Raw genomic sequence first — 21939 nt, forward strand, 5'->3', positions numbered from 1 at the left:
CGACCCTCGTTCAGGAGTTGCCGAGGCGTTCCCGCAACCACTCCCCCAGCTCGGGCCCGTAGTCCGGGTGCTCAAGTGCGAAGTCAACCGCAGCTTTGAGGAAACCGGCCGGATTGCCCAGGTCGTGTCGCCCACCCCGGTGGACCACGACATGCACCGGGTGGCCCTCGTTGATCAGCAGGGCGATGGCGTCGGTGAGCTGCAACTCGCCGCCCGCGCCGGGCGTGATGCGCTTGAGGGCGTCGAAGACGGCGCGGTCGAGCAGGTACCGGCCGGCCGCCGCGAACGTGGACGGGGCGTCCTCCGGCTTGGGCTTCTCGACCATGCCGACGACCTGCTTGACGTCGTCGTCGCCGGTGTCGCGGACGTCGAACACGCCGTAGGCGGAGATCTGGTCCTTGGGGATGTCGAACGCGCACAGCACGCTGCCGCCGAACCGCTCGCGCGCCTCGGCCATGCGGCTGAGCACACCCGTGGGCAGCACGAGGTCGTCGGGCAGGAGGACGGCGACGGCCTCGTCCTCGCCGGTCAGGTTGCCCTCGGCGCAGCCGACGGCGTGGCCGAGGCCCAGCGCCTTGTCCTGGATCGCGGTCTCGACCTTGATCAGGTTCGGCGCCCGCCGGACCTTCTCGACCAGGTCGGTCTTGCCGCGCTCTTCGAGCGTCCGCTCCAGCTCGGGCTGCGGCCGGAAGTACTCGGCCACCGCGTCCTTGCCGGGCGAGGTCACGATCACGAGCTTGGTCGCCCCGGCTTGCGCCGCCTCGGTGGCGACCAGTTCGATCCCGGGGGTGTCCACGACCGGCAGCAACTCCTTGGGCACCGCCTTGGTGGTGGGGAGGAAGCGCGTGCCCAGTCCCGCCGCGGGCACGATTGCTGTCTGGAAGGCGCTCATGGACAGCGAGCGTAACGGCGTGGTCAGGGGTGTTCGCGATGACGTCCGATGAACGTAACCGGAAGACGACGGAGCGCACACGGCTGCTCGCGGCGCGGCGGGTGGCCGGGGCCGCGCCGTTGACGTCGGTCGTCCTGCCCGCCGTGGAGGCTTTCGGGGTCGTGCCTGGTCAGGCCGTGTGCGCGTACCTGGCGGTGGGGGGTGAGCCGGGGTCGGTCGAGATGCTCGACGTGCTGCGGGACGCGGGGTACCGGGTGCTGCTGCCGGTCGTGGTGGGGGCGGCGCCGTTGGACTGGGCGGAGTACGACGGGGCGTTGCGGCCCGGTCCGCACGGGCTGCGGGAGCCCGCCGGGGCGGTGTTGGGGCCCTCGGCGATCGGGGCGGCGGCGTTGGTGCTGGTCCCGGCGTTGGCGGTGGACCACCGCGGGGTCCGGCTGGGGCGCGGGGGCGGGCACTACGACCGGTCGTTGCCGCTGGCCCGGGGGCCGAAGGTGGCGGTCGTGCGGGAGTCGGAGTTCGTGCCCTCGCTGCCCGCCGAGCCGCACGACGTGCTGATGGACGCGGTGCTGACGCCCGCGGGCTTGGTCAAGCTGCCCCTGTGACTTTCACCTGCGATGTTTGCGCGGGATATGCCGGCCGGCGCATCATCGTGGTTGGCACTCTGGCGGTCTGAGTGCCAACCAGGACCCGTGGAGGGGCGACCAGTGCCGACCTACCAGTACGCATGCACCGAGTGCGACCACCGGTTCGAAGCGGTGCAGTCCTTCTCCGACTCGGCGCTGACCGAGTGCCCGGAGTGCAAGGGCAAGCTGCGCAAGCTCTACGGCGCCGTGGGCGTCGTGTTCAAGGGCAGCGGCTTCTACCGGACCGACAGCCGGACGTCTTCCTCGTCCTCTTCGTCCTCTTCGTCCTCTTCCTCCTCTTCCGGCTCGTCGTCGAAGAGCGAGTCGAAGCCGGCGGCCTCGTCGTCGTCCTCCTCGGCCCCGGCCGCCGCGGCGTCGTAAGTCCGCTCGTTCCTCCGCCGCGGCCCGTTCGGCGGTCGCGGCATCCCCAAGTTATCCACAGCCCCCGAGTTGTCCACAGCTCGGGGGCTCGTGCTTTTCCGCCCCCTGATCCTTCCCTACCGTCGAACCCATGAACCTCATGCGGAAGATCTTGGCGGTCCTGTTCCTGCTGGTGGCGACCGGTGTCGCGGTGTGGCCCGCCCCTGCCGGGGTGGAGGTCGCGGTGGCGGCCCACGACCTGGCGGCCGGGGTACCGTTGACCCCTGGTGATGTGGTTGTCCACCGAATACCCCCAGAGTTGTCCCCAGGGGGTGCGGTGCCTGTGGAGCGTGCCGTCGGGCGGGCCCTGGTGTCGCCGGCGCGGGCCGGCGAGCCGCTGACGGACCTGCGGCTGTCGGCGGCGAACCCGGACACGGCGTCGGTGGCCGTGCGGCTGGGCGACCCGGCGGTGGCCGGCCTCCTGACAACCGGGGCGCGGGTCGACGTGGTGGCCCAGGACCGGGTGCTGGCGGAGGCGGCGTCGGTGGTGGCGGTGCGCGACGGCGAGGTGGCCGTGCTCAACCTCGACCGCGCGGCGGCGACCCGGGTGGCGTCCGAGTCGCTGGCCCAACCGGTGGCCCTCACCCTGCGCTGACCTGCGCCGACACCCCGCCCGAAAAAATCATCGCCGGACCGATGAGTGTTCGGGCGGGCCGACGTTCCACAGCATGTAAAACGCACGCACCGAGCGGAGGAGCGCACCGTGGACTGGAAGCTGGAAGTCGTCATCGTCCCCGTGACCGACGTGGACCGGGCGAAGGAGTTCTACGCCGACAAGCTGGGCTTCACCGTCGACACCGACCACAGCGCGGGCGACGCGTTCCGGGTCGTCCAGGTGACACCGCCGGGGTCGGGCTGCTCGATCGTGTTCGGCAAGGGCCTGGGCGGCGGCATGGAGCCGGGCTCGCTGAAGGGCAACCACCTGGTGGTCGCCGACATCGAGGCCGCCGCGACCCAGCTGGACGCGGCCGGGGTCAAGCACTCGGGCGTCCAGCACTTCGAGAACGGGGCGATGACACCGGGCCCCGACCCGCAGGCGGCGGACTACAACAGCTTCATCTTCTTCGAGGACCCGGACGGCAACACGTGGGCCGTCCAACAGGTCGCCAAGCCCGTCCGCTGACCATGCCCACCACCCCCGCCCCGGCCACCGGCCCCGACCCGACACCCACCCCGACCGCCGGTCCCACCCCGACCGCCGGCTTCGACCCCACCGCCGACCCCGACCCCACCCGGGCGGCCGGTCCCACCCCGGCACCCGACCCCGACCCAGCCGGCCAACTCTCCCCGGCAACCGCCGTCGACCCCGACCCCGACCTCGACGCCGACCCCGACCTCGACGCCGCCCACGACGCCGCCCTCGACCTGGACGAGGCGTTCCGTCGACACCGCCGTGAGCTGCACGTCCACTGCTACCGCATGCTCGCCTCCTACGACGAGGCCGAGGACGCGGTGCAGGAGACGCTGCTGCGGGCGTGGAAGGGCCGGGACACGTTCGACGGCGGCAACGTGCGGGCGTGGCTGTACCGGATCGCGACGACGACGTGCCTCGACGCGATCCGCTCCAAGGCGCGCAGACCGGTGACGACCCAACAGGAGGTGAGCTGGCTGACCCCGTACCCGGACACCCTGCTCGCCCCCGCGCACGACGAGCCGGACGTGGTGGCGGTGGCGAGGGAGACGGTCGAACTGGCCTTCCTCACCGCGCTCCAGGTGCTGCCACCACGCCAGCGGGCCGCGCTGCTGGCCAAGGAGGTGCTCGACATGTCGGCGAAGGAGACCGCCGACCTGCTGGACCTGAGCGTCGCCGCGACCAACAGCGCACTCCAGCGCGCCCGCGCCACGATGCGGCAGCACCTGCCGTCGCACCGCAACGACTGGTCGGCGCACGAGCCGGGTCCGGCGGAACGGGACCTGCTCGAACGGTTCATCGACGCGCACGAACGCTGCGACGCCGTCGCCGCGGTGGCGATCGCGGCGGAGGACCTGCGCGTCACCATGCCGCCGCTGCCGCTGTGCTTCGACGGCCTGGCCGCCATCGCGCCCCTGCTCGAACGGGCCCTGGGCCCGGACCGCGAGGGCGACTGGCGACTGCTCCCGACGAGCACGAACCGCATGCCGGCGGCGGCGAGCTACCTGCGCCGCCCAGGCGACACCCTGTTCCGCGCGTTCAAGCTCGACGTCCTGCGCGTCGAAGGCGACCGCATCGCCGAGATCACGACCTTCGGCACGGCCCTGTTCGACCTGCTCGGCCTGCCCCCGACCCTCACCCCAACAGACTGACACCGCTCGACACACGTACCCGCTGCGTCACAGGAAGGCGGGCAACCGGTTACCCTCCGCTAGCCCCCAAGTGTCCCCCCGAATGGAGGAGCCGGTCGTGATCAAAGGCTTCAAAGACTTCCTGATGCGCGGCAACGTGGTCGACCTCGCGGTCGCCGTCGTCATCGGCGCGGCGTTCGGCGCGATCGTCACGGCGTTCACGAACAACCTGATCAACCCGATCGTCGCGCTGTTCGGCGGCAACAACGTCAACGGCCTGGCGGTCCAGCTCGGCAGCAGCGACAAGACGATCATCGACTTCGGCGCGATCATCACCGCGGCGATCAACTTCGTGATCGTGGCGGCGGTCGTCTACTTCATCTTCGTGATGCCGATGAACAAGGTGAAGGAACGCCGCAAGCGCGGCGAGGAGCCGGGCCCGTCGGAGCCGACGGACGTGGAACTCCTCAAGGAGATCCGCGACCTCCTGGCCCAGCAGCAACGCCAGAACCAGAACTGACAGGAGCCGCCCCACCGCGCACGCCCCAGGCACCACCCAGCCGCCGCTCGGCCCCAGACACCCGCCGAGCGGCACCGCTGCGCCACCCGGCAGCCGCCGAACGGCACCGCTGCACACCCGCTGAACGGCTCCGCTGCGCCACTCGGCAGCTGCGGAACGCCACCGCCACCGCCACCGCTGCGCCACTCGGCAGCCGCCGAACGGCACCGCCACCGCTGCGCCACCCGGCAACCGCCGAACGGCACCGCCGCACCCGGCAACCCGGCCAGGCGGCAGCGGACAGGCGGCCGGTCCCGCGGCCTACTCGTGGTGCGGTGGGCGGTTCTCCCGGTACCACCGCTCGTCGCGGGCGGCGGCGGTCGGTTCATCGGGGGACTCCGGCAGCACGTCGCCGAAGACCTCCGCCAGCCGGCGACGACGCGCCGCCTCGGCGGCAGCCGCAGCCTCAGCCGCAACCTCAGTCGCAGCCGCTGCTGCTTCCGCTGCCGCCTCCGCCGCCGGGGCGGGTGCGTCGTCGGCCGGCTCGGTCACGCCTCGTCCAGACCCGAAAGCTGCTCGATCACGTACGGCACCAGGGCCGACAGGGTCGCCATGCCGTCGCGCACCGCCGACCGCGAACCCGCCAGGTTCACGACCAGGGTGCTGCCCGAGATCCCCACCAGGCCGCGCGAGATGCCCGCGTCCACCGCGCCCGCCGCCAGGCCGGACGCCCGCAGGGCCTCCGCGATGCCCGCGATCGGCCGGTCCAGCACGCCCTGCGTCGCGTCGGGTGTGACGTCGCGCGGCGACACGCCGGTGCCGCCCACGGTGACGACCAGGTCGACGCCACCGATGACGGCCGTGTTCAGCGCGGCGCGGATGCCCACGACCTCGCCCTCCACCGCGACGGTGCCGTCGACGATGAATCCCGCTTCCTCCAGCAGCTCGGTGACCAGCGGCCCCGTGCTGTCCTCGTGCTCACCGTGCGCTACCCGGTCGTCCACGATCACGACCAGGGCACGTCCCAGGCGCTGAGCGCTGCGTTCCATGCGGATCACCGTACCCAGTGACGGGCGAAGCGGTTCCGCGGACACGGCGTCACGCGGTGCGCAACGGCAGCCGGACTTCGAACCGGCAGCCCGCGCCGTGGTTGCGGGCGTCGATGGTGCCCCGGTGCGCCTCGACCAGGCCGCGCGCGATGGCCAGGCCCAACCCGCCGCCCACCGGCTGGCGGCTGGGCGTGCCGCGGAACGCCACCTCGAACACCCGCGGCAGGTCCGCCTCCGGGATGCCGCCGCACGCGTCGTCCACGCGCAGCAGCGCCTCCGAGCCCTCGACGTCCACCTGGACGGCGACCGTCCCGTCCGGCGGGGTGTGGCGGATCGCGTTGGCCAGCAGGTTGCGCACCACCCGCGCCAGCTCGGGGTCCGAGCCGAGCACGACCGGCCAGGTCACGGCGTCCGCCCGCAGCTCGACGCCCTTGCGCGCCGCGACCGCCCGTTCCGCCGCCACGACGTCGCTCACCACGTCCGCCAAGGGCACTTCGGACAACGTCAACCGCAACGCGCCCGCGGTGATCCGGGACAGCTCGAACAGGTCGTCCACCATCCCGGACAGCTGCCGCGCCTCCGCCGAGATCCGCCCCGCGTAGTCGGCGACCTCGGCGGGCCGCGTGACGACGCCGTCCGCCAACGCCTCCGCCATCGCCCGGATCCCGGCCAACGGCGTGCGCAGGTCGTGGCTGATCCACGCGACCAACTCGCGCCGCGACGCCTCCGCCGCCCGCTCCCGAGCCCGAGCCTCCCGCTCCCACACGCTGCGCCGCGCGACGGACCGCCCCAGCACGACCGCCGCCGGAACCGTCACCAGCGCCACCAGCACGCACACCAGCACGGTCGTGACCAGCATGGACGTGAACATGAACCCGGAGACCGCGAGGACGCCGCCGATCGTCGCGACCACCGGCACGATCGCCAGCACCGTCAGCGCCGCGGTCAACGACCCGTGCACGAACCGCCGCAACAGCAGCGCGCCCAACACCGCCAGCGGCAACGAGAACAGCACCGCGTACGGGAGGATGTGCGAGATCTCGACGAGCATTCAGGCGCTCCTGTCCCACCGGTAGCCGACGCCCCACACGGTGGCGATGCGCACCGGCCGAGCCGCGTCGAGTTCGACCTTCTCGCGCAGCCGTCGCACGTGGACGGTCACGGTGGACTGGTCCCCGAACTCCCACCCCCACACGCGCGCCAGCAGCTCGGCGCGTGAGAACGCCGTACCGGGGTGGGTCAGGAAGAACACGAGCAGGTCGAACTCGCGCGTGGTCAACGCCAGCTCGACCCCGTCCCGCCACGCGGTGTGCGCACCGACGTCGACCCGCAGGTCCCCGTCGACCAGCACCGACGGCGGCACGCTAGCCGCCACCCGCGACCGCCGCAGCACCGAGGTCACCCGCAACGCCAACTCGCGCGGGCTGAACGGCTTGGTCACGTAGTCGTCCGCGCCGAGCGTGAGCCCGGCGATGCGGTCCTCCTCCTGCCCCAACGCGGTCAACATGACCACCGGAACCGCACTGCGCCCACGAAGCCGCCGGCACACCTCCAGCCCGTCGATCCCCGGCAACATCAGGTCGAGCACGACGAGATCGGGCTCCCGCTCGGCGATCCGCCGCAACGCCTGCTCGCCGTCGCCGACCAACTCGACCTGGTGCCCGGCCAACTCAAGGTACCGCCGAACGACATCCCGCACGGTCACGTCGTCATCGACAACCAGAACCCGCCCAACCTCACCCACCCCCACAAGGTACGACCCACCCACCCGGCAATCCCGACCACGACGAACACCGTCACCGCCCCGTAAGACACCCGCCAGCCGCAGCGTGGGCAACCGGCCGCACTCAGGTGGCCACCACACCCGCCGCACTCGCGCACTCAGCCCGCACTTGGCCCGGCCGCCGCGCTCGCCCGCCCCCAGCCAACCGCCACCGGCCCCGGTGCACAGCCGGCCGCCGCACCCGCCGCACCCAACCCGGCTCCCGCACTCAGCCCGGCCACGGCACCCAGCCCGGCCACAGCACCCAGCCCGGCCACCGCACCCAGCCCGGCCACCGCACCCAGCCCGGCCACCGCACCCAGCCCGGCCACCGCACCCAGCCCGGCCACCGCCCCCAGCCCGCCGCCGCACGGGGTCCGCCCGAGCCTGAAGCCTGCCGTTGTCCCGCGCTCCTTGTTCACGGGACGCGCGACAGCGCAAAACGGCTCGGATCCTGTATGTCCCCGATCGGGTGATTCCCACCCAAGCTGAAAGAGCGCATCCCGGCAGGTGAGGGGAACCTGCCGGTATGCGGCCTTCGTCCGGCTCGGGGCACGTGAGCCGGAGTCCTCGGACCAGGCGTTACCTGGTTTCCACCGGTTGGCTGCCCAACGTCACCTCGACGGTTCGGCTGCCCACCGTGAGCTGCACCTTCTCGCCCGGAGCGCGGGAGCGGACCGCTGCCACCAGGGCGTCCGACGAGTCGATGGGGCGGTCTCCCAGGCGGGTGATCACGTCGCCCGGCTTCAGGCCCGCCTGCTCGGCCGCGCCGCCCGCCGTGACCTCGCGGACCAGGGCGCCGCCCTCCTGGTTGTCGGTCACCTGCACGCCCAGCACCGTCTGGGTGGCCTTGCCGGTCTCGCTCAGCTCCTTGGCCGTCCGCTTGGCCTGGTCGATCGGGATGGCGAAGCCGATGCCCACCGAACCCGCCTGCGAACCCTGCCGGTTGGGTGAGTAGATCGCGGAGTTCACGCCCACGACCCGACCCTGCATGTCGACCAGCGGGCCGCCGGAGTTGCCCGGGTTGATGGCCGCGTCCGTCTGGATGGCGTTCAGCACCGTCGCCTGGCTGCCGTCTTCCCCACCCGCCCGCACCGGGCGGTTCAGGGAGCTGACGATGCCCGACGTCACCGTGCCGTTCAGGTCGAACGGCGAACCGACCGCGACCACGTCCTGGCCGATGCGCAGGTCGCCCGAGCTGCCCAGTTCGGCGGTCGGGAGGCCGGACACGCCGTCCGCCTTCACCACCGCCAGGTCGGACGTCGGGTCACGGCCGACGATCTTGGCCGCTGCCCGCTTGCCGTCCTGGAACTGGACCCGGATCGCCCCACCGGCGGCGGCCGACTCGACCACGTGGTTGTTGGTCAGCACCAAGCCGTCCGAGCTGACCACGATCCCCGAACCGGCACCGCCGCTGACCTGCACCTGCACGACCGTCGGCAGCACCTTCTGCGCCACCTGCTCGATCGAACCGGCGGGTGCGCCGCCGGTCTGCTGCGCGGGCGGCGGGGCGTTCAGCGCGTTGGTCACCGGACCGGAGCTGTCCGCCGCCTGGTACCCGATGTAGCCGCCGACCCCGCCCGCCACGCCCCCGACGGCGAGGACCAGCGCGGTGACACCGGCGACCACCTTCCCGCGGCCCCGGTTCGGCGGTGGTGGCGCCTGGGTGACGACGGCTCCGGGCGCTGCGTAGTAGGGCCCCGGCCGGCCAGGCGTCCCCTGCTGAACGCCTGGCTGGCCGGGTGCTCCCGGCTGGGCACTCCCCCAGCCGGTGGATGGCTGCCCGGCGCTGCCCTGCACAGCACCCGGCGAGCCGAGCGGGCCCCCGATGACCGGGAACCCTGGCACCGGGGACGCGGCGCGCTCGTAAGAGGCGCTCGGCGTTCCGGCGTCCGATGGCGAGGTGCCCACGAAAGGGGCACCCGCGGCACCGGTGTCCGGCGGCGTGGCGCTGCCCTGCACAGCGCCCGCACCGCCGTGGTCCGGCGCGGCGGTGCTGCCCTGCACAGCACCGCCCGCACCGGTCTCGCTCGACGGCACGGAGCTGCCCTGCACAGCTCCGGGGCCGCCGTCCTCCGGCGTCCCGGCACCCTGCTGCCGGTCACCGGCGTCTTCACGACCGGGGCCGCTGGAAGCCCACGGGCTCCGCGGCTGCTGCGGCTCGTTCTCGGTCATGCCCACCACTCTGGGGTGTGCGCCTGAGAGGAGCCTTAAACAGACCTGGGCATCACTTATGAGTCCTCGGGGGAGAACTTCACCCGCGCAGGCGCTCGGCGATCTGCTCCGGCGTCGCGTCGTTCACCCAGACGCCCATGCCGGACTCGCTGCCGGCCAGGTACTTCAGCTTGTCGGCGGTGCGCAGCACGGAGAAGACCTCCAGGTGCAGCCACGCCAGGTCGCGCCCGACGCGCGCCGGGGCCTGGTGCCACGCCGCGATGTAGGGCAGGGGCCGCTGGTAGAGGGCGTCCAGCCGGTGCAGCACCGACAGGTAGAGGTGCGCGAAGTCGTCGCGTTCCGCGGCGGTCAGCGCCGGCAGGTCGGGGACCTGGCGGTGGGGCACGACGTGCACCTCGACCGGCCAGCGGGCGGCGGCGGGCACGTAGGCCGTCCAGTGTTCCGACGACCCCACGACCCGGGCGCCGGCGGCGCGTTCGGCGGCCAGCACGTCACCCATCAGGTGGGTGCCGTGCGCAGACAGGTGGTCGGCGGCGACGGCCAGCATGCGCTCGGTCCTGGGCGTCACGAACGGGTAGCCGTAGATCTGGCCGTGCGGGTGGTGCAGGGTGACGCCGATCTCCTCGCCCCGGTTCTCGAACGGGAAGACCTGCTCGACGCCGGGCACCGCGTTCAACGCGGTCGTGCGGTCGGCCCACGCGTCCACCACGGTGCGCACCCGCGACACCGGCAGCGAGCCGAACGACGTCGTGTGGTCGGAGGTGAAGCACACCACCTCGCACCGGCCGCGCCCGGCGGCCCGCGCCACCATCGGCATACCGTCCACAGTGGACGGAAGTTCGGGCACGTCCGGCGCGAAGGACGGGAACCGGTTCTCGAACACGACCACGTCGTAGTCGGCCTCGGGGACCTCGGTCGGCATGTCCGGCGTCGAGGGGCACAGCGGGCACAGGTCGGCGGGTGGCTTGTAGGTCCGGGTCTGGCGGTGGGCGGCCATCGCCACCCACTCGCCGGTCAGGGGATCGCGACGCACCTCGGACAGCGGTCGCGTCCGCGGGAGGTCCCGGGTGTCCACCGCCACGCGCGGCGGCGCGTCCGGGCTGTCGTCGAAGTAGATGATCTCCCGACCATCGGCAAGTTTCCCCGCCGTGCGCTTCACGCGAACTCTTCCTCTCCCCGTCCCGGCACGTGCGCCAGGACCAGCTCACCCACCTGCTCGCCGAGCACGCCCCGCGCGGCCTCGGGCAGTCCCTCGTCGGTCACCAGCACGTCCGCCTCGTCCAGCGCGGCGATGGTGGAGATGCCGACCGTGCCCCACTTGGTGTGGTCGGCCACCACCACGACCCGGCCGGCCGCGTCCACCAGGGCGCGGTCGGTCTCGCTCTCGTTGAGGTTCGGGGTGGTGAACCCGGACCGCTCGGCCATGCCGTGCACGCCGAGGAACACCACGTCCAGGTGCAGGGACCGCAGCGCCTGCACGGCGACCGGGCCGACCAGCGCGTCCGACGGGGTCCGCACGCCGCCGGTCAGCACGACCGTGCGGTCCGTGCGCCCGCTCTGCTGGAGCACGTCGGCGACCCGGATGGAGTTGGTGACCACGGTCAGGTCCGGGATGTCGTCCAGGAACCGGGCCAGCGTCCACGTGGTGGTGCCCGCGGACAGGCCGATCGCGGTGCCGGGGCGGACCAGGGTCGCGGCCTCGGCGGCGATCGCCTCCTTCTCCGGCAGCTGCCGCACCGACTTGGCCTCGAACCCGGGCTCGTCGGTGCTGCGCCCGACCACGGACGTCGCGCCGCCGTAGACCTTCTCCACCAGTCCGCGGGCGGCCAGCACGTCCAGGTCGCGGCGGACCGTCATGTCCGAGACGCCCAGCCGCACCACGAGGTCGCTCACCCGCACCGCGCCGGTCCGCTTGACCTCTTCCAGGATCACCGCTTGTCGTTGCCGCGCCAGCACGTCACACCTCTTCCCTGAGGACAACCACTCCTCCGGCGGGCACGGTGAGCGAGCCGGTCACGCGCGTGCCGGACAGCAGCTCCACCCCCGCCGCGGGCAGCTCGACGTCGCCGCCCCCGTGGTTGATCGCGACCAGCCACGATACGGGCGATCCGGCCACCGCACCCCGGCGACGCACCACCTCGACGCCCTCGTGACCGCGCGGCACGCCGGCGTCGAACAGCACGGCGTCCACCAGCTTGGCCAGGCCCTCCCCGGACAGCCCGCAGGCCAGGTACCAGGCCGCGCCGTCGCCGCGCTCGTTGCGGGTCACGGCGGGCACGCCGGGCAGCGGCCCGTCCGCGTAGGAGGCGACCGCCTTGGCCCCGTCCAGGTGCAGCAGCTCGGTCCACAGCGCCACCGGGCCGCCGTCGTCCAGGGTCGCGGTCTCGCCCCGGCCCAGCGGGAAGAACTCCTCGGTGCGCACGCCCAGCAGTTCCCGGAACGCGCCCGGGTAACCGCCCAGGTGGACGTGGCCCCGGGTGTCGGTGATGCCGGACAGGTAGGTGACCAGCAGCCGGCCGCCGTTCTCGACGTAGCGCTCGAACGGCTCGGCGGAGTCCAGGGCGTACAGCGCGGGCACCACGACCAGGGGGTACCCGGAGAAGTCGCCGTCAGGCGGCAGGAAGTCCACCGTCACACCGGCCCGCCAGAACGCCCGGTACAGCGCGAAGGCGTTCTCCTGGTAGGAGAAGTCCGAGTTCGGGTGCGCCGGCTGCTCCACGGCCCACCGCGACTGCCAGTCGTGGACGAACGCCACCTTGGCGTCCACAGTGGACCCGATCAGCTCGCGGATCTCCCGGTACTCCGAGCCGACCCGGCACACCTCGCGGAACACCTTGGTCTCGGCGCCGGCGTGCGGGACCATCGCCGAGTGGTAGCGCTCCGCGCCGGCGCGGGACTGCCGCCACTGGAAGAACAGCGTGCCGTCCGCGCCGCGGGCCAGGTGGGCGAAGGAGTTGCGGCGCAGCTCACCGGGCTGCTTGGCGATGTTGCGCGGCTGCCAGTTCACCGCGGACGTCGAGTGCTCCATCAGCAGCCATGGCCGCCCGGCCGCGAGCCCGCGGGTCAGGTCGGCGGCGAACGCCAGCTCGACGTGCCGCTCGGCGTCCTCGGCGGCGGTGTAGTGGTCGTTGGAGACGAAGTCGACCTCGCGCGCCCACGCCCAGTAGTCCAGCGCGGAGAACGTCCAGCCGACCATGAAGTTCGTGGTGACGGGCACGCCCGGGGTCACCTCGCGCAGCACGTCCCGCTCGGCCTTGAACAGCTCCAGCAGGGCGTCGGAGGAGAACCGGTCGAAGTCCAGCAGGTGGCCGGGGTTGCCGTAGGTCGGCGTGGCGCGCGGGGGCAGGACCTGGTCCCAGTCGGTGTGGTGCTGGCTCCAGAACGCCGTCGCCCACGCCTCGTTGAGCGCGTCCAGGGTCCCGTGCCTGGCCTTGAGCCACTCGCGGAACGCGGTCGCGCAGCGGTCGCAGTAGCAGCGGGACACGTGGCAGCCGTACTCGTTGCCGACGTGCCACGCCGCGAGCGCCGGGTGGTCGCGGTACCGCTCGGCCAGGGCGCGGGCCAGCGCCACGGCCTTGCGCCGGTAGACCGGTGAGCTGGGGCAGTACTCCTGGCGCGAGCCGTGCGCGAGCCGGACGCCGTCGGCGCGTTCGGGCAGCATCTCCGGGTGCGCGGTGGTCAGCCACGGCGGCGGGGACGCGGTGGCGGTCGCCAGGTCCACCCGGACGCCGCCGTCGTGCAGCAGGTCCAGCACCCGGTCCAGCCAGGCGAACTCGTAGCGGCCGTCCTCGGGCTCCAGCAGCGCCCAGGAGAAGATGCCGACGCTGACCAGGTTCACGCCCGCCTCGCGCATGAGGCGCACGTCCTCGGCCCACACCTCTTCGGGCCACTGCTCCGGGTTGTAGTCAGCGCCCCACGCGAGCCCCGGCATGCCCACCGGCCAATCGGTCATGCGGCAAGCCTGACCGACGAACCACGACAACGTCAACACAAGCGAACAGAAGCGATCGTTTAGGTCTGTTTGGCGGTAGACGATCACCGGGTTGGGCGGTTCCCCCTGCTCAGCGTCACTATCCGCAGCACAGGCGGGTTAACGGCTCTGTAACGAGGCTTGACAGGCGGTGTGCTGCGGACCACATTGTGCGCAACTTTGTTGAATCGTGTGTTCGGTCGTGCAGCCGTGTGTCACCCGAAGGAGCGAAGATGGCAAGGTTCGAGACCCCCCACCCGCTCATGGGCCGCCGGGCCCTGCTGAAGGCGCTCGTCGCGGGCGCGGGCCTCGCGGCCGTCCCCGGCCTGGCCGCGTGCGGCGGCTCCGACAGCGGCGGCGCGACCGACACCGTGTCGTTCGGCAACAACCTCTCCGACCAGGTCCCGAAGGACGCCATCACCGCCGCGCTCCAGGGCTTCGAGAAGGAGTCCGGCCTCAAGGTCGCCATCAACACCAAGCAGCACGAGCAGTACCAGGAGCAGATCAACAACTACCTCCAGGGCCGCCCGGACGACGTGCTCGCCTGGTTCGCCGGCTACCGGATGCGGTTCTTCGCGGGCAAGGGCCTCACCGGCGACCTGTCCGACGTGTGGGGCAAGGTGGGCGGCGGCTACGCCGGCGCGCTGAAGGAGGCCTCCACCGGGTCGGACGGCAAGCAGTACCTGATCCCGTTCACCCAGTACCCGTGGGGCATCTTCTACCGCAAGAGCGTCTGGCAGCAGCGCGGGTACGAAGTGCCCAGGACGCTGGACCAGATGGTCGCGCTGGCCACGAAGATGAAGGCCGAGGGACTGGTGCCCATCGCGTTCGCGCAGAAGCAGGGCTGGCCCGGCATGGGCACGTTCGACCAGCTCAACTTCCGCGTCAACGGCTACCAGTTCCACGTCGACCTCATGGCGGGCAAGGAGGACTGGCAGAGCCCGAAGGTCAAGGAGGTGTTCGACACCTGGAAGCGGCTGCTGCCGTTCCACCAGGAGAACGCCCTGGGCCGCGAGTGGCAGGAGGCCGCCCAGGCGCTCGGGCAGGGCAAGGCGGGCATGTTCCTGCTCGGGTCGTTCGTCGCCCAGCAGTTCAAGGGCCCCGACCTCGACGACCTCGACTTCTTCCCGTTCCCCGAGATCAACCCCGCCCACGGCCAGGACACCGTCGAGGCGCCCATCGACGGGTACATGATGGCCCGCAAGCCCGCCAACGAGGCCGGCGCGAAGAAGCTGCTGGAGTACCTGGCCTCGCCCGCCGCGCAGCTGGCCTACCTCAAGTCCGACCCGACCTCGATCGCCACGTCGAGCAACGCCGACACGGCCGGCTACAACGCGCTGCAGAAGAAGGCCGCGCAGGTCATCAGGGAAGCCAAGCACATCACGCAGTTCCTCGACCGCGACACCGACCCGCGCTTCGCCAGCGACGCGGCCACCAACGGGCTGAACTCGTTCATCCAGAACCCGAACGAGATCGACTCGATCCTCAAGGGCATGGCCGACCAGGCGAAGACGATCTTCACGGGGTGACCGGCGTGACCGCGGTGCAGGACCAGGCTCCCGACCACACAGACCCCGGCGGCGCGGCGGCGACCTCTCCCCCGCCGCACCGCCGGACCAGGCGCGCGACCGCGCTGCCGCCCGGGGACAAGCTCGTCCTCGGGCTCATGCTCGGCCTCCCCTCGCTGGTGCACGTCCTGTTCGTGTGGGTGCCGGCGCTCGGGTCGGTCGCGCTGTCGTTCAGCTCGTGGGACGGCATCGGCGGGTTCGAGGACATCCAGTGGATCGGGTTCCAGAACTACGTCGACATCTTCACCCGGTACCCGCGGTTCTGGCCCGCGTTGCGGCACAACCTCATCTGGTTGGCGTTCCTGCTCGTGCTGCCGACCGTCGCGGGGCTGTTCCTCGCCGTGCTGCTGGACCGCGAACTCCGCTTCGGACGGCTCTACCAGAGCGCGCTGTACCTGCCGATGGTGTTGTCGCTGGCGCTGGTCGGGTTCATCTGGCAGCTCATCTACCAGCCCGAGCAGGGGCTGCTGAACAACCTGCTCGGCACCGCCGACGACAACCCGACCAACTGGCTGGGCGACCCGGACATCAACCTGTACGCGGTGCTGGTGGCCGCGGCCTGGCGGCACACCGGGTACATCATGCTGCTGTACCTGGCCGGGCTGAAGTCGGTGGACCCGGCGTTGAAGGAGGCCGCCGCGCTGGACGGCGCGAACGCGTTCCAGACCTTCACCCGCGTCACGTTCCCGGTGCTCAAGCCGGTGAACATCGTGGTGCTGGTGGTGACGGTGATCGAGGCGCTGCGCGCGTTCGACATCGTCTACGTGGTCAACAAGGGCCGCAACGGGCTGGAACTGCTGTCCGTGCTGGTGACCGACAACATCATCGGCGAGTCCAGCCGGATCGGGTGGGGGTCCGCGCTCGCGGTGATCCTGCTGCTGATCTCGCTCGGGTTCATCGTCACCTACCTGTTCCAGGTGTTCCGGAAGGAGGAGCGGGCGTGACGATCCGACCCGGCCGAGTGGTCCTGCACGTCTTCCTCGCGCTGACATGCCTGGTGACGCTCGCCCCGCTGCTGTGGGCGCTGTACGCGTCGCTGCGCACCTACGACGACACCAGCCGCAACGGGTACTTCTCGTGGGCGGAAAGCCTGACCCTGGACAACTTCGGCAACGCCTGGACCCAGGCCGACCTGCCGCACTACTACCTCAACACGCTGCTGATCACCGTGCCCGCGCTGGTGTTCGTGCTGCTGCTCAGCTCGATGGTGGCGTACGGGGTCTCGCGGTTCAGCTTCAGGTTCAACATCGCGCTGCTGATGCTGTTCACGGCGGGCAACCTGTTGCCGCAACAGGTGGTCGTGACCCCGCTGTACCGGCTGTACCTGCTGATCGAGGTGCCGGAGTGGCTCTCGGAGTCCGGGCTGCTGCTGGACTCGCAGCTCGGGCTCGTGCTGATCCACGTGGCGTTCCAGTCCGGGTTCTGCGTGTTCGTGCTGAGCAACTACATGAAGACGATCCCGCACGAGCTGGGCGAGGCGGCCCGCGTGGACGGGGCCGGGGTGTTCCGGCAGTACTGGCAGGTCGTCCTGCCGCTGTGCCGGCCCGCGCTGGCCGCGTTGGCGACGCTGGAGTTCACCTGGATCTACAACGACTTCCTGTGGGCGCTGGTGCTGATCCAGACCGGCGACAAGATGCCCATCACGTCGGCGTTGCAGAACCTGAAGGGCACGTTCTTCACCGACAACAACCTGGTCGCGGCCGGATCGCTGCTGGTCGCCCTGCCGACGCTGGTGGTGTTCTTCGTGCTGCAACGGCAGTTCATCGGTGGTCTCACGCTCGGATCGACGAAGGGGTAGGCATGAGGATCGTCGCCGAGATCCCGGTGGACCCCCGGTGCGCGCGGGTGCACGAGCAGGGGTGGCAGTCGTGGTCACCGTCCACCGGCTACTCCCTGGCGCAGGCGCCGCACCGCTGGGTCGCGCCGGAGCACCGCATCGGCAACTACCGGGCCGAGTCGTTCCCGGCCGGGTTCTGGGGCGAGGGGCTGCTGGCGGTGGACCCGGGCGACGGCGCCCCGGTGACCGTGGTGGCCGCAGCGTCGCCCACCGAGGCGGTGCCGTCGATCAAGGCCACCTACGTGGACCAGCGCGTGGTCGTGTACGCGGACGGGCCGGTGGAGGTGCGGGTGGAGGCCGCGTCGGTGCCGCGGGCGTTCGCGCGGTGGGCCGACGACGTGGTGAAGGCGTTGGGGTTGGGCGCTCCGCGGCCCGCGCCGACGATCTGGTGCTCGTGGTACCAGTACTTCACCGAGGTGACGGAGTCCGACGTGGACCGGAACCTGGCGCTGCTGGACGCGCTGGACCTGCCGGTGGACGTGGTGCAGGTGGACGACGGGTACCAGGCGGAGATCGGCGACTGGCTGGCGCCGTCCGGGCGGTTCGCCAGTGTGCGCGGGGTCTTCGAGCGGATCACCGGGACCGGTCGGCGCGCCGGGGTCTGGACCGCGCCGTTCCTGGTCGGGCGGCGGTCGCGGGTCTTCGCCGAGCACCCGGAGTGGCTGGTGCGGGCCGGTGACGGGTCGTTCGTGTCGGCCGGGCGGAACTGGAACCAGCCGTTGTACGCGCTGGACACCACGCACCCCGGGGCGGTCGAGCACCTGCGGGAGGTGTTCACGGCGTTCCGGTCGTGGGGCATCTCGTTCCACAAGATCGACTTCGTGTACGCCGCCGCGCTGCCGGGTCGCCGGTACGAGGACGTGTCGCCGATCGAGGCCTACCGGCGCGGGGTGGAGCTGATCCGGTCGTTCATCGGGGACGCGTACCTGCTCGGGTGCGGCGCGCCGCAGTTGCCGTCGATCGGGTTGGTCGACGCGATGCGGGTCAGCCCGGACATCTCGCCCGAGTACGAGCCGGGCAACGGCGACGTCGCCCAGCCCTCCCAGCGCGGCGCGGTGCTCAACGGGGTGTCGCGGGCGTTCCAGCACGGCCGGTTCTGGGTCAACGACCCGGACTGCCTGATCGCGCGGCCCGAGGTCGAGCGGCGGGAGGAGTGGGCCGGGCACGTCTCGGCCTACGGCGGGCTGCGCGGGTCGTCGGACGGGTTGGACCGCCTCGACGCCTGGGGGCTCGACACGACCCGGCGGGTGTTGAGCGAGCCGGTGCCCGAGCGGTTCGTGGAGAGCTAGCCGGGGGGCGAGCGGTTCGAGGCGAGCCGGCGGGGAGCGGGTGCGGACCCGCTCCCCGGGCCCGTCACGCGACGGCGGTCCCCTCCAGTTCGACCACCAGGTCGGGGACCGCCAGGCGCGTCACGCCGAGCATCGTGGTGGTCGGGGCCACCCGCGCCGCGCCCAACCGGGCCGCCAGCACGCCGTAGTGCTGGAAGAGCAGGTCAACGTCGGTGGTGTAGACGTTGAGCCGGACCAGGTTCGCCAGGGACATGCCCGCCTCGGCGAGCACCGCCTCCAGGTTGTCCAGGCTCAGCGCGAGCTGCGCCCCCATGTCACCCACGTGCTCGGGCTTCCCCTCGGCGTTCATCGCGGTCTGCCCGGAGCAGTACAGGGTGCGCGTCTGGCCGGTGACGACCTCGCCCTGGTTGAACCCCATCTCCACCGACCAGTTCCACGGGTTGACCGCCGTTCGCTGCACAGCCACGAAAACTCCATTCGGTTCATCGACTGCGCCAAGCCTCGCAACGAATCACGACACCCTGTGTCGTGTATTGGTTAGGGTTTTCCCGTGCGTGCGGACCGGTTGGTGTCGCTGGTGCTGCTGCTGCGCCAGCGCGGCCGGCTGTCCGCGACGACGCTGGCCCGGGAGCTGGAGGTGTCCACCCGGACCGTGCTGCGCGACATCGAGGCGCTGTCCGCCGCGGGCGTCCCCGTGTACGCCGAGCGCGGGCGCAACGGCGGTTTCGCGTTGCTGCCGGGGTTCCAGACGCGGCTCACCGGGCTCAACCACGACGAGGCGCTCGCCCTGCTGGTCGCCGGGTCCCGCCGGGGCGCGCAGGTGTTCGGGCTCGGCTCCGCGCTCGCGTCGGCCGTGCTCAAGGTGGTCGACGCGCTGCCCGAGAGCCACCGGGACACCGCCGCCGGCGTGGCCGAGCGGCTGCTGGTCGACCCGGAGACCGACCTGCTGTCCCGCCGGGTGGTCGCCGACGAGGTGCCGGACGCGGTGGTGGCGCGGATCCGGCGGGCGGTGCTGGCCGGGAACCGGCTGCGCATCCGGTACGCGGCGGCGGGCGGCGCGCCGCGGTGGCGCACGGTGGACCCGATCGGGCTGGTCACCGTGCGGGACCAGGGCTACCTGCTGGCCACGCGGGACGGCGCGGACCGCACCTACCGGCTGTCCCGGGTGTCGGCCGCCGAGGAGCTGCCCGAACCGGCGCGGCGGCCCGAGCGGGTGGACCTCGACCGGGCGTGGCGCGAGCGCAGCACGCGGTTCCGGACCGGTGGCGACCAGGTCGCCGTGCTGGTGCGGCTCGACCCGGCCCGGCGCGAGGACCTCGTGGGCACCGCGCTGGCCGTGCTCTCCGAACACGTCGAGGCGGACGGCCAGCTGCGGATGGAGGTCACCTTCCAGGACCGGCGGCACGCCCAGTGGGCGCTGTGGCAGCTCGCCGTGCAGGCCGAAGCCCTCGAACCGCGGTGGTTGCGCACCTACCTGCACGACCGCGCCGCCGCGATCGTCGCCCGCTACGCCGTCACGGGCGACCCGGCAGCCTCAGGGTGAACAGCGCGCCGCCCTCGGGGGCCCGGCCCGCGTAGGCCGCGCCGCCGTGCCGTTCCGCCGCCTGCTTCACGATCGCCAGGCCCAGGCCGGACCCGGGCAGGGTGCGGGCCTCCGACGAGCGGTAGAAGCGCTCGAAGACGTGCGGCAGGTCGGCGTCCGCGATGCCCGGACCCGAGTCGGCCACCTCCAGCGCCACGCTGCCGTCGCCCACCTGCCGCAGCTCCAGGCGCACGACCCCGCCGGACGGGCTGAACTTCACCGCGTTGTCCAGGAGGTTGAGCACGGCCCGCTCCAGCGCGCTGGAGTCGCCCAGGAGCGTCCACGGCTGGAGACGCACGTCGAAGTGGACGTCCGAGGCGGCGCGGCGGCGGGCCCGGTCCAGGGCGCGTTCCACGACCTCCACCAGGTCCACCGGCTCGTGGACCACCTGCGGGGCGTCCTCGCGGGCCAGTTCGACCAGGTCGCCGATGAGCGTGGTCAGCTCGTCGAGCTGGGCGCGGACGTCGGCGTGGATCTCGGTCTTGTCCTCGTCGGAGAGGGTGGGGGCGTCCGGGCGTTCGGAGGCCAGCAGCAGTTCCAGGTTGGTGCGCATGGACGTCAGCGGGGTGCGCAGCTCGTGACCGGCGTCGGCGACGAGCCGGCGCTGGCGTTCCTGCGAGTCCGCCACCGCGGCCAGCATCGCGTTGAACCGCTGGGTGAGGCGGGCCAGCTCGTCGTCGCCGGTCACCGGGATCGGGCGCAGGTCACCGGTCATCGCGACGCGCTCGGTGGCCTCGGTCAGGCGTTGCACCGGGCGCAGGCCGGTGCGGGCCACGGCGGTGCCGGCCGCCGCCGCCACGAGCACGCCGATGCCGCTGATCACGAACAGGACCACGGACAGCTTGCCCAGGGTCTGGTTGAGCGGAGCCATCGACTGGGCGATCACCATCGCCCGGCCGTCCTCGTAGGGCACGGAGATGACCCGGAACCCGGTCCGGTGGTCGTCCCACATGTTCTCCAGCCGGGTGCCCCTGGCCACGTCCAGGTCGCCGGAGCTGGTCGGCGGCGCGATGGTGCCGGTCGGGTAGAGCATGCGGCCGTCCACGCCGAGCAGGCCGATGCGCACGTCGCCCGCCGCGAGGAACGCGCCGGGCAGCTCGGTGACGTCGGTGTTGACGCGGGGCGCGGTGACGGCGGCGCGGGCGCGTTGGCGCAGGTTGTCGTCGAGCTGCTCGTCGAGGTTGGTGCTGACGGTCATGTACGCGCCCAGCGACACCACGGCCACCACGCCCGCCACGCAGAACGCCGCCAGCAGGGTCACCCGGGCGCGCAGCGACACCCGCTGGAACCGCCCGTTGGCGGTACCGATCACGGAGGGGTCTCCCGCAGCACGTACCCGACGCCGCGCACGGTGTGCAGGAGGCGGGGCTCGCCGTCCGCCTCGGTCTTGCGGCGCAGGTAGCCGACGTAGACCTCCAGCGCGTTGCCGGAGGTGGGGAAGTCGTAGCCCCAGACGTCCTCCAGGATGCGGCCCCGGGTCAGCACCTGCTTGGGGTGCGCGAGGAACAGCTCCAGCAGGGCGAACTCGGTGCGGGTGAGGCTGATCGGCCGGTCGCCGCGCCGCACGTCGCGCGTGTTGGGGTCCAGTTCGAGGTCGCCGAACTTCAGCACGGCGCCCGCGGGTTCGGCGGCGTCGGCGGCGGCCCGGCGCAGCAGCGCCCGCAGCCGGGCGAGCAGCTCTTCGAGCGCGAACGGTTTGGGCAGGTAGTCGTCGGCGCCGGCGTCGAGGCCGGACACCCGGTCGGACACGGCGTCGCGCGCGGTGAGCACGAGGATCGGCAGGTCGTCACCGGTGCTGCGCAGCCGGCGGCACACCTCCAGCCCGTCCAGCCTGGGCATCATGACGTCCAGGACCATCGCATCGGGACGCTGCGCGACGACCGCTTCCAGGGCCTGCTGACCGTCACCGGCCAGGTCCACCTGGTAGCCGTTGAACTGCAGTGAGCGGCGGAGCGACTCACGCACGGCCCGGTCGTCGTCGACAACGAGGATGCGCATGGGATCAGTTTTG

23 protein-coding genes are annotated in these 21939 nt (G+C 72.1%); 11 read left to right on the plus strand and 12 right to left on the minus strand.

Annotation, left to right across the window (positions count from 1 at the left end; translation table 11 throughout):
• Positions 1 to 10 precede the first annotated feature (10 nt).
• The gene (locus ABD126_RS06245; protein ID WP_343932663.1) at positions 11 to 892 is read right to left on the minus strand and encodes a UTP--glucose-1-phosphate uridylyltransferase; all 882 of its coding nucleotides are present in this window, start codon (positions 890 to 892) and stop codon (positions 11 to 13) included.
• A 38-nt stretch (positions 893 to 930) separates the two neighbouring features.
• Between ABD126_RS06245 and ABD126_RS06250 the strand changes: the two genes are divergently transcribed.
• From ABD126_RS06250 to mscL, 6 genes are all read left to right on the plus strand, one after another.
• Positions 931 to 1494 (plus strand): 5-formyltetrahydrofolate cyclo-ligase, encoded by a 564-nt coding sequence (locus tag ABD126_RS06250; RefSeq protein ID WP_343932664.1) that lies wholly within the window; start codon positions 931 to 933, stop codon positions 1492 to 1494.
• Positions 1495 to 1596: 102 nt separating this feature from the next.
• On the plus strand, positions 1597 to 1896 hold the full coding sequence (locus ABD126_RS06255) for an FmdB family zinc ribbon protein (RefSeq protein WP_343932665.1): 300 nt from the start codon (positions 1597 to 1599) through the stop codon (positions 1894 to 1896).
• A 130-nt stretch (positions 1897 to 2026) separates the two neighbouring features.
• Positions 2027 to 2530 carry an SAF domain-containing protein gene (locus ABD126_RS06260; protein ID WP_343932666.1) on the plus strand — a complete coding sequence of 168 codons (504 nt, stop codon included), beginning with the start codon at positions 2027 to 2029 and terminating at the stop codon, positions 2528 to 2530.
• A gap of 108 nt (positions 2531 to 2638) precedes the next feature.
• Entirely contained in the window at positions 2639 to 3058 is a 420-nt protein-coding gene (locus tag ABD126_RS06265; RefSeq protein WP_343932667.1) for a glyoxalase superfamily protein, read from the plus strand.
• A gap of 2 nt (positions 3059 to 3060) precedes the next feature.
• Positions 3061 to 4218, plus strand: a complete 1158-nt coding sequence (locus ABD126_RS06270) for an RNA polymerase subunit sigma-70 (protein ID WP_343932668.1) — start codon at positions 3061 to 3063, stop codon at positions 4216 to 4218.
• 97 nt (positions 4219 to 4315) lie between these two features.
• Positions 4316 to 4717 (plus strand): large-conductance mechanosensitive channel protein MscL, encoded by a 402-nt coding sequence (gene mscL / locus ABD126_RS06275; protein WP_343932669.1) that lies wholly within the window; start codon positions 4316 to 4318, stop codon positions 4715 to 4717.
• Positions 4718 to 5017: 300 nt separating this feature from the next.
• Here the strand turns inward: mscL and ABD126_RS06280 are convergent, their stop codons facing one another.
• The 8 genes from ABD126_RS06280 to ABD126_RS06315 all read right to left on the minus strand — a co-directional run bounded on the left by ABD126_RS06280 (position 5018) and on the right by ABD126_RS06315 (position 13634).
• Positions 5018 to 5248 carry a hypothetical protein gene (locus tag ABD126_RS06280; RefSeq protein ID WP_343932969.1) on the minus strand — a complete coding sequence of 77 codons (231 nt, stop codon included), beginning with the start codon at positions 5246 to 5248 and terminating at the stop codon, positions 5018 to 5020.
• Positions 5245 to 5745: a MogA/MoaB family molybdenum cofactor biosynthesis protein gene (locus ABD126_RS06285; protein ID WP_121223263.1), complete on the minus strand. Its 501-nt coding sequence runs from the start codon at positions 5743 to 5745 to the stop codon at positions 5245 to 5247. Before ABD126_RS06285 ends, ABD126_RS06280 begins: the two co-directional genes overlap by 4 nt.
• Before the next feature lie 49 nt (positions 5746 to 5794).
• On the minus strand, positions 5795 to 6796 hold the full coding sequence (locus ABD126_RS06290; RefSeq protein WP_343932670.1) for a sensor histidine kinase: 1002 nt from the start codon (positions 6794 to 6796) through the stop codon (positions 5795 to 5797).
• On the minus strand, positions 6797 to 7489 hold the full coding sequence (locus ABD126_RS06295; protein WP_343932671.1) for a response regulator transcription factor: 693 nt from the start codon (positions 7487 to 7489) through the stop codon (positions 6797 to 6799).
• 600 nt (positions 7490 to 8089) lie between these two features.
• Positions 8090 to 9136, minus strand: a complete 1047-nt coding sequence (locus ABD126_RS06300) for a S1C family serine protease (RefSeq protein WP_425542751.1) — start codon at positions 9134 to 9136, stop codon at positions 8090 to 8092.
• Positions 9137 to 9761: 625 nt separating this feature from the next.
• The gene (galT, locus tag ABD126_RS06305; RefSeq protein WP_343932672.1) at positions 9762 to 10841 is read right to left on the minus strand and encodes a galactose-1-phosphate uridylyltransferase; all 1080 of its coding nucleotides are present in this window, start codon (positions 10839 to 10841) and stop codon (positions 9762 to 9764) included.
• Positions 10838 to 11638, minus strand: a complete 801-nt coding sequence (locus ABD126_RS06310) for a DeoR/GlpR family DNA-binding transcription regulator (protein ID WP_343932673.1) — start codon at positions 11636 to 11638, stop codon at positions 10838 to 10840. Before ABD126_RS06310 ends, galT begins: the two co-directional genes overlap by 4 nt.
• Position 11639: 1 nt before the next feature.
• The gene (locus ABD126_RS06315; protein WP_343932674.1) at positions 11640 to 13634 is read right to left on the minus strand and encodes a beta-galactosidase; all 1995 of its coding nucleotides are present in this window, start codon (positions 13632 to 13634) and stop codon (positions 11640 to 11642) included.
• Positions 13635 to 13885: 251 nt separating this feature from the next.
• Between ABD126_RS06315 and ABD126_RS06320 the strand changes: the two genes are divergently transcribed.
• The 4 genes from ABD126_RS06320 to ABD126_RS06335 are packed head-to-tail and all read left to right on the plus strand — an operon-like array spanning position 13886 to position 18346.
• The gene (locus ABD126_RS06320) at positions 13886 to 15181 is read left to right on the plus strand and encodes an ABC transporter substrate-binding protein (RefSeq protein ID WP_343932675.1); all 1296 of its coding nucleotides are present in this window, start codon (positions 13886 to 13888) and stop codon (positions 15179 to 15181) included.
• A gap of 5 nt (positions 15182 to 15186) precedes the next feature.
• On the plus strand, positions 15187 to 16164 hold the full coding sequence (locus ABD126_RS06325; RefSeq protein WP_343932676.1) for a carbohydrate ABC transporter permease: 978 nt from the start codon (positions 15187 to 15189) through the stop codon (positions 16162 to 16164).
• Positions 16161 to 17018 (plus strand): carbohydrate ABC transporter permease, encoded by an 858-nt coding sequence (locus ABD126_RS06330; RefSeq protein ID WP_343932677.1) that lies wholly within the window; start codon positions 16161 to 16163, stop codon positions 17016 to 17018. The genes ABD126_RS06325 and ABD126_RS06330 overlap by 4 nt, the downstream gene beginning before the upstream one ends.
• 2 nt (positions 17019 to 17020) lie before the next feature.
• Positions 17021 to 18346, plus strand: coding sequence for a glycoside hydrolase family 36 protein (locus ABD126_RS06335; RefSeq protein WP_343932678.1), 1326 nt, complete (start codon positions 17021 to 17023; stop codon positions 18344 to 18346).
• A 64-nt stretch (positions 18347 to 18410) separates the two neighbouring features.
• On the opposite strand, the gene ABD126_RS06340 is transcribed toward ABD126_RS06335, so the two are convergent.
• On the minus strand, positions 18411 to 18806 hold the full coding sequence (locus ABD126_RS06340) for a RidA family protein (RefSeq protein WP_343932961.1): 396 nt from the start codon (positions 18804 to 18806) through the stop codon (positions 18411 to 18413).
• A gap of 90 nt (positions 18807 to 18896) precedes the next feature.
• Here ABD126_RS06340 and ABD126_RS06345 point away from each other — a divergent pair, with 90 nt between their 5' ends.
• The gene (locus ABD126_RS06345; protein WP_343932679.1) at positions 18897 to 19889 is read left to right on the plus strand and encodes a helix-turn-helix transcriptional regulator; all 993 of its coding nucleotides are present in this window, start codon (positions 18897 to 18899) and stop codon (positions 19887 to 19889) included.
• On the opposite strand, the gene ABD126_RS06350 is transcribed toward ABD126_RS06345, so the two are convergent.
• The gene (locus ABD126_RS06350) at positions 19861 to 21240 is read right to left on the minus strand and encodes a HAMP domain-containing sensor histidine kinase (protein ID WP_343932680.1); all 1380 of its coding nucleotides are present in this window, start codon (positions 21238 to 21240) and stop codon (positions 19861 to 19863) included. The two genes, ABD126_RS06345 and ABD126_RS06350, sit on opposite strands and share 29 nt — an antisense overlap.
• Entirely contained in the window at positions 21237 to 21926 is a 690-nt protein-coding gene (locus tag ABD126_RS06355; RefSeq protein WP_343932681.1) for a response regulator transcription factor, read from the minus strand. Before ABD126_RS06355 ends, ABD126_RS06350 begins: the two co-directional genes overlap by 4 nt.
• Positions 21927 to 21939: the final 13 nt, after the last annotated feature.

The organism is Saccharothrix mutabilis subsp. mutabilis (assembly GCF_039521145.1).
GTDB lineage: Bacteria > Actinomycetota > Actinomycetes > Mycobacteriales > Pseudonocardiaceae > Actinosynnema > Actinosynnema mutabilis.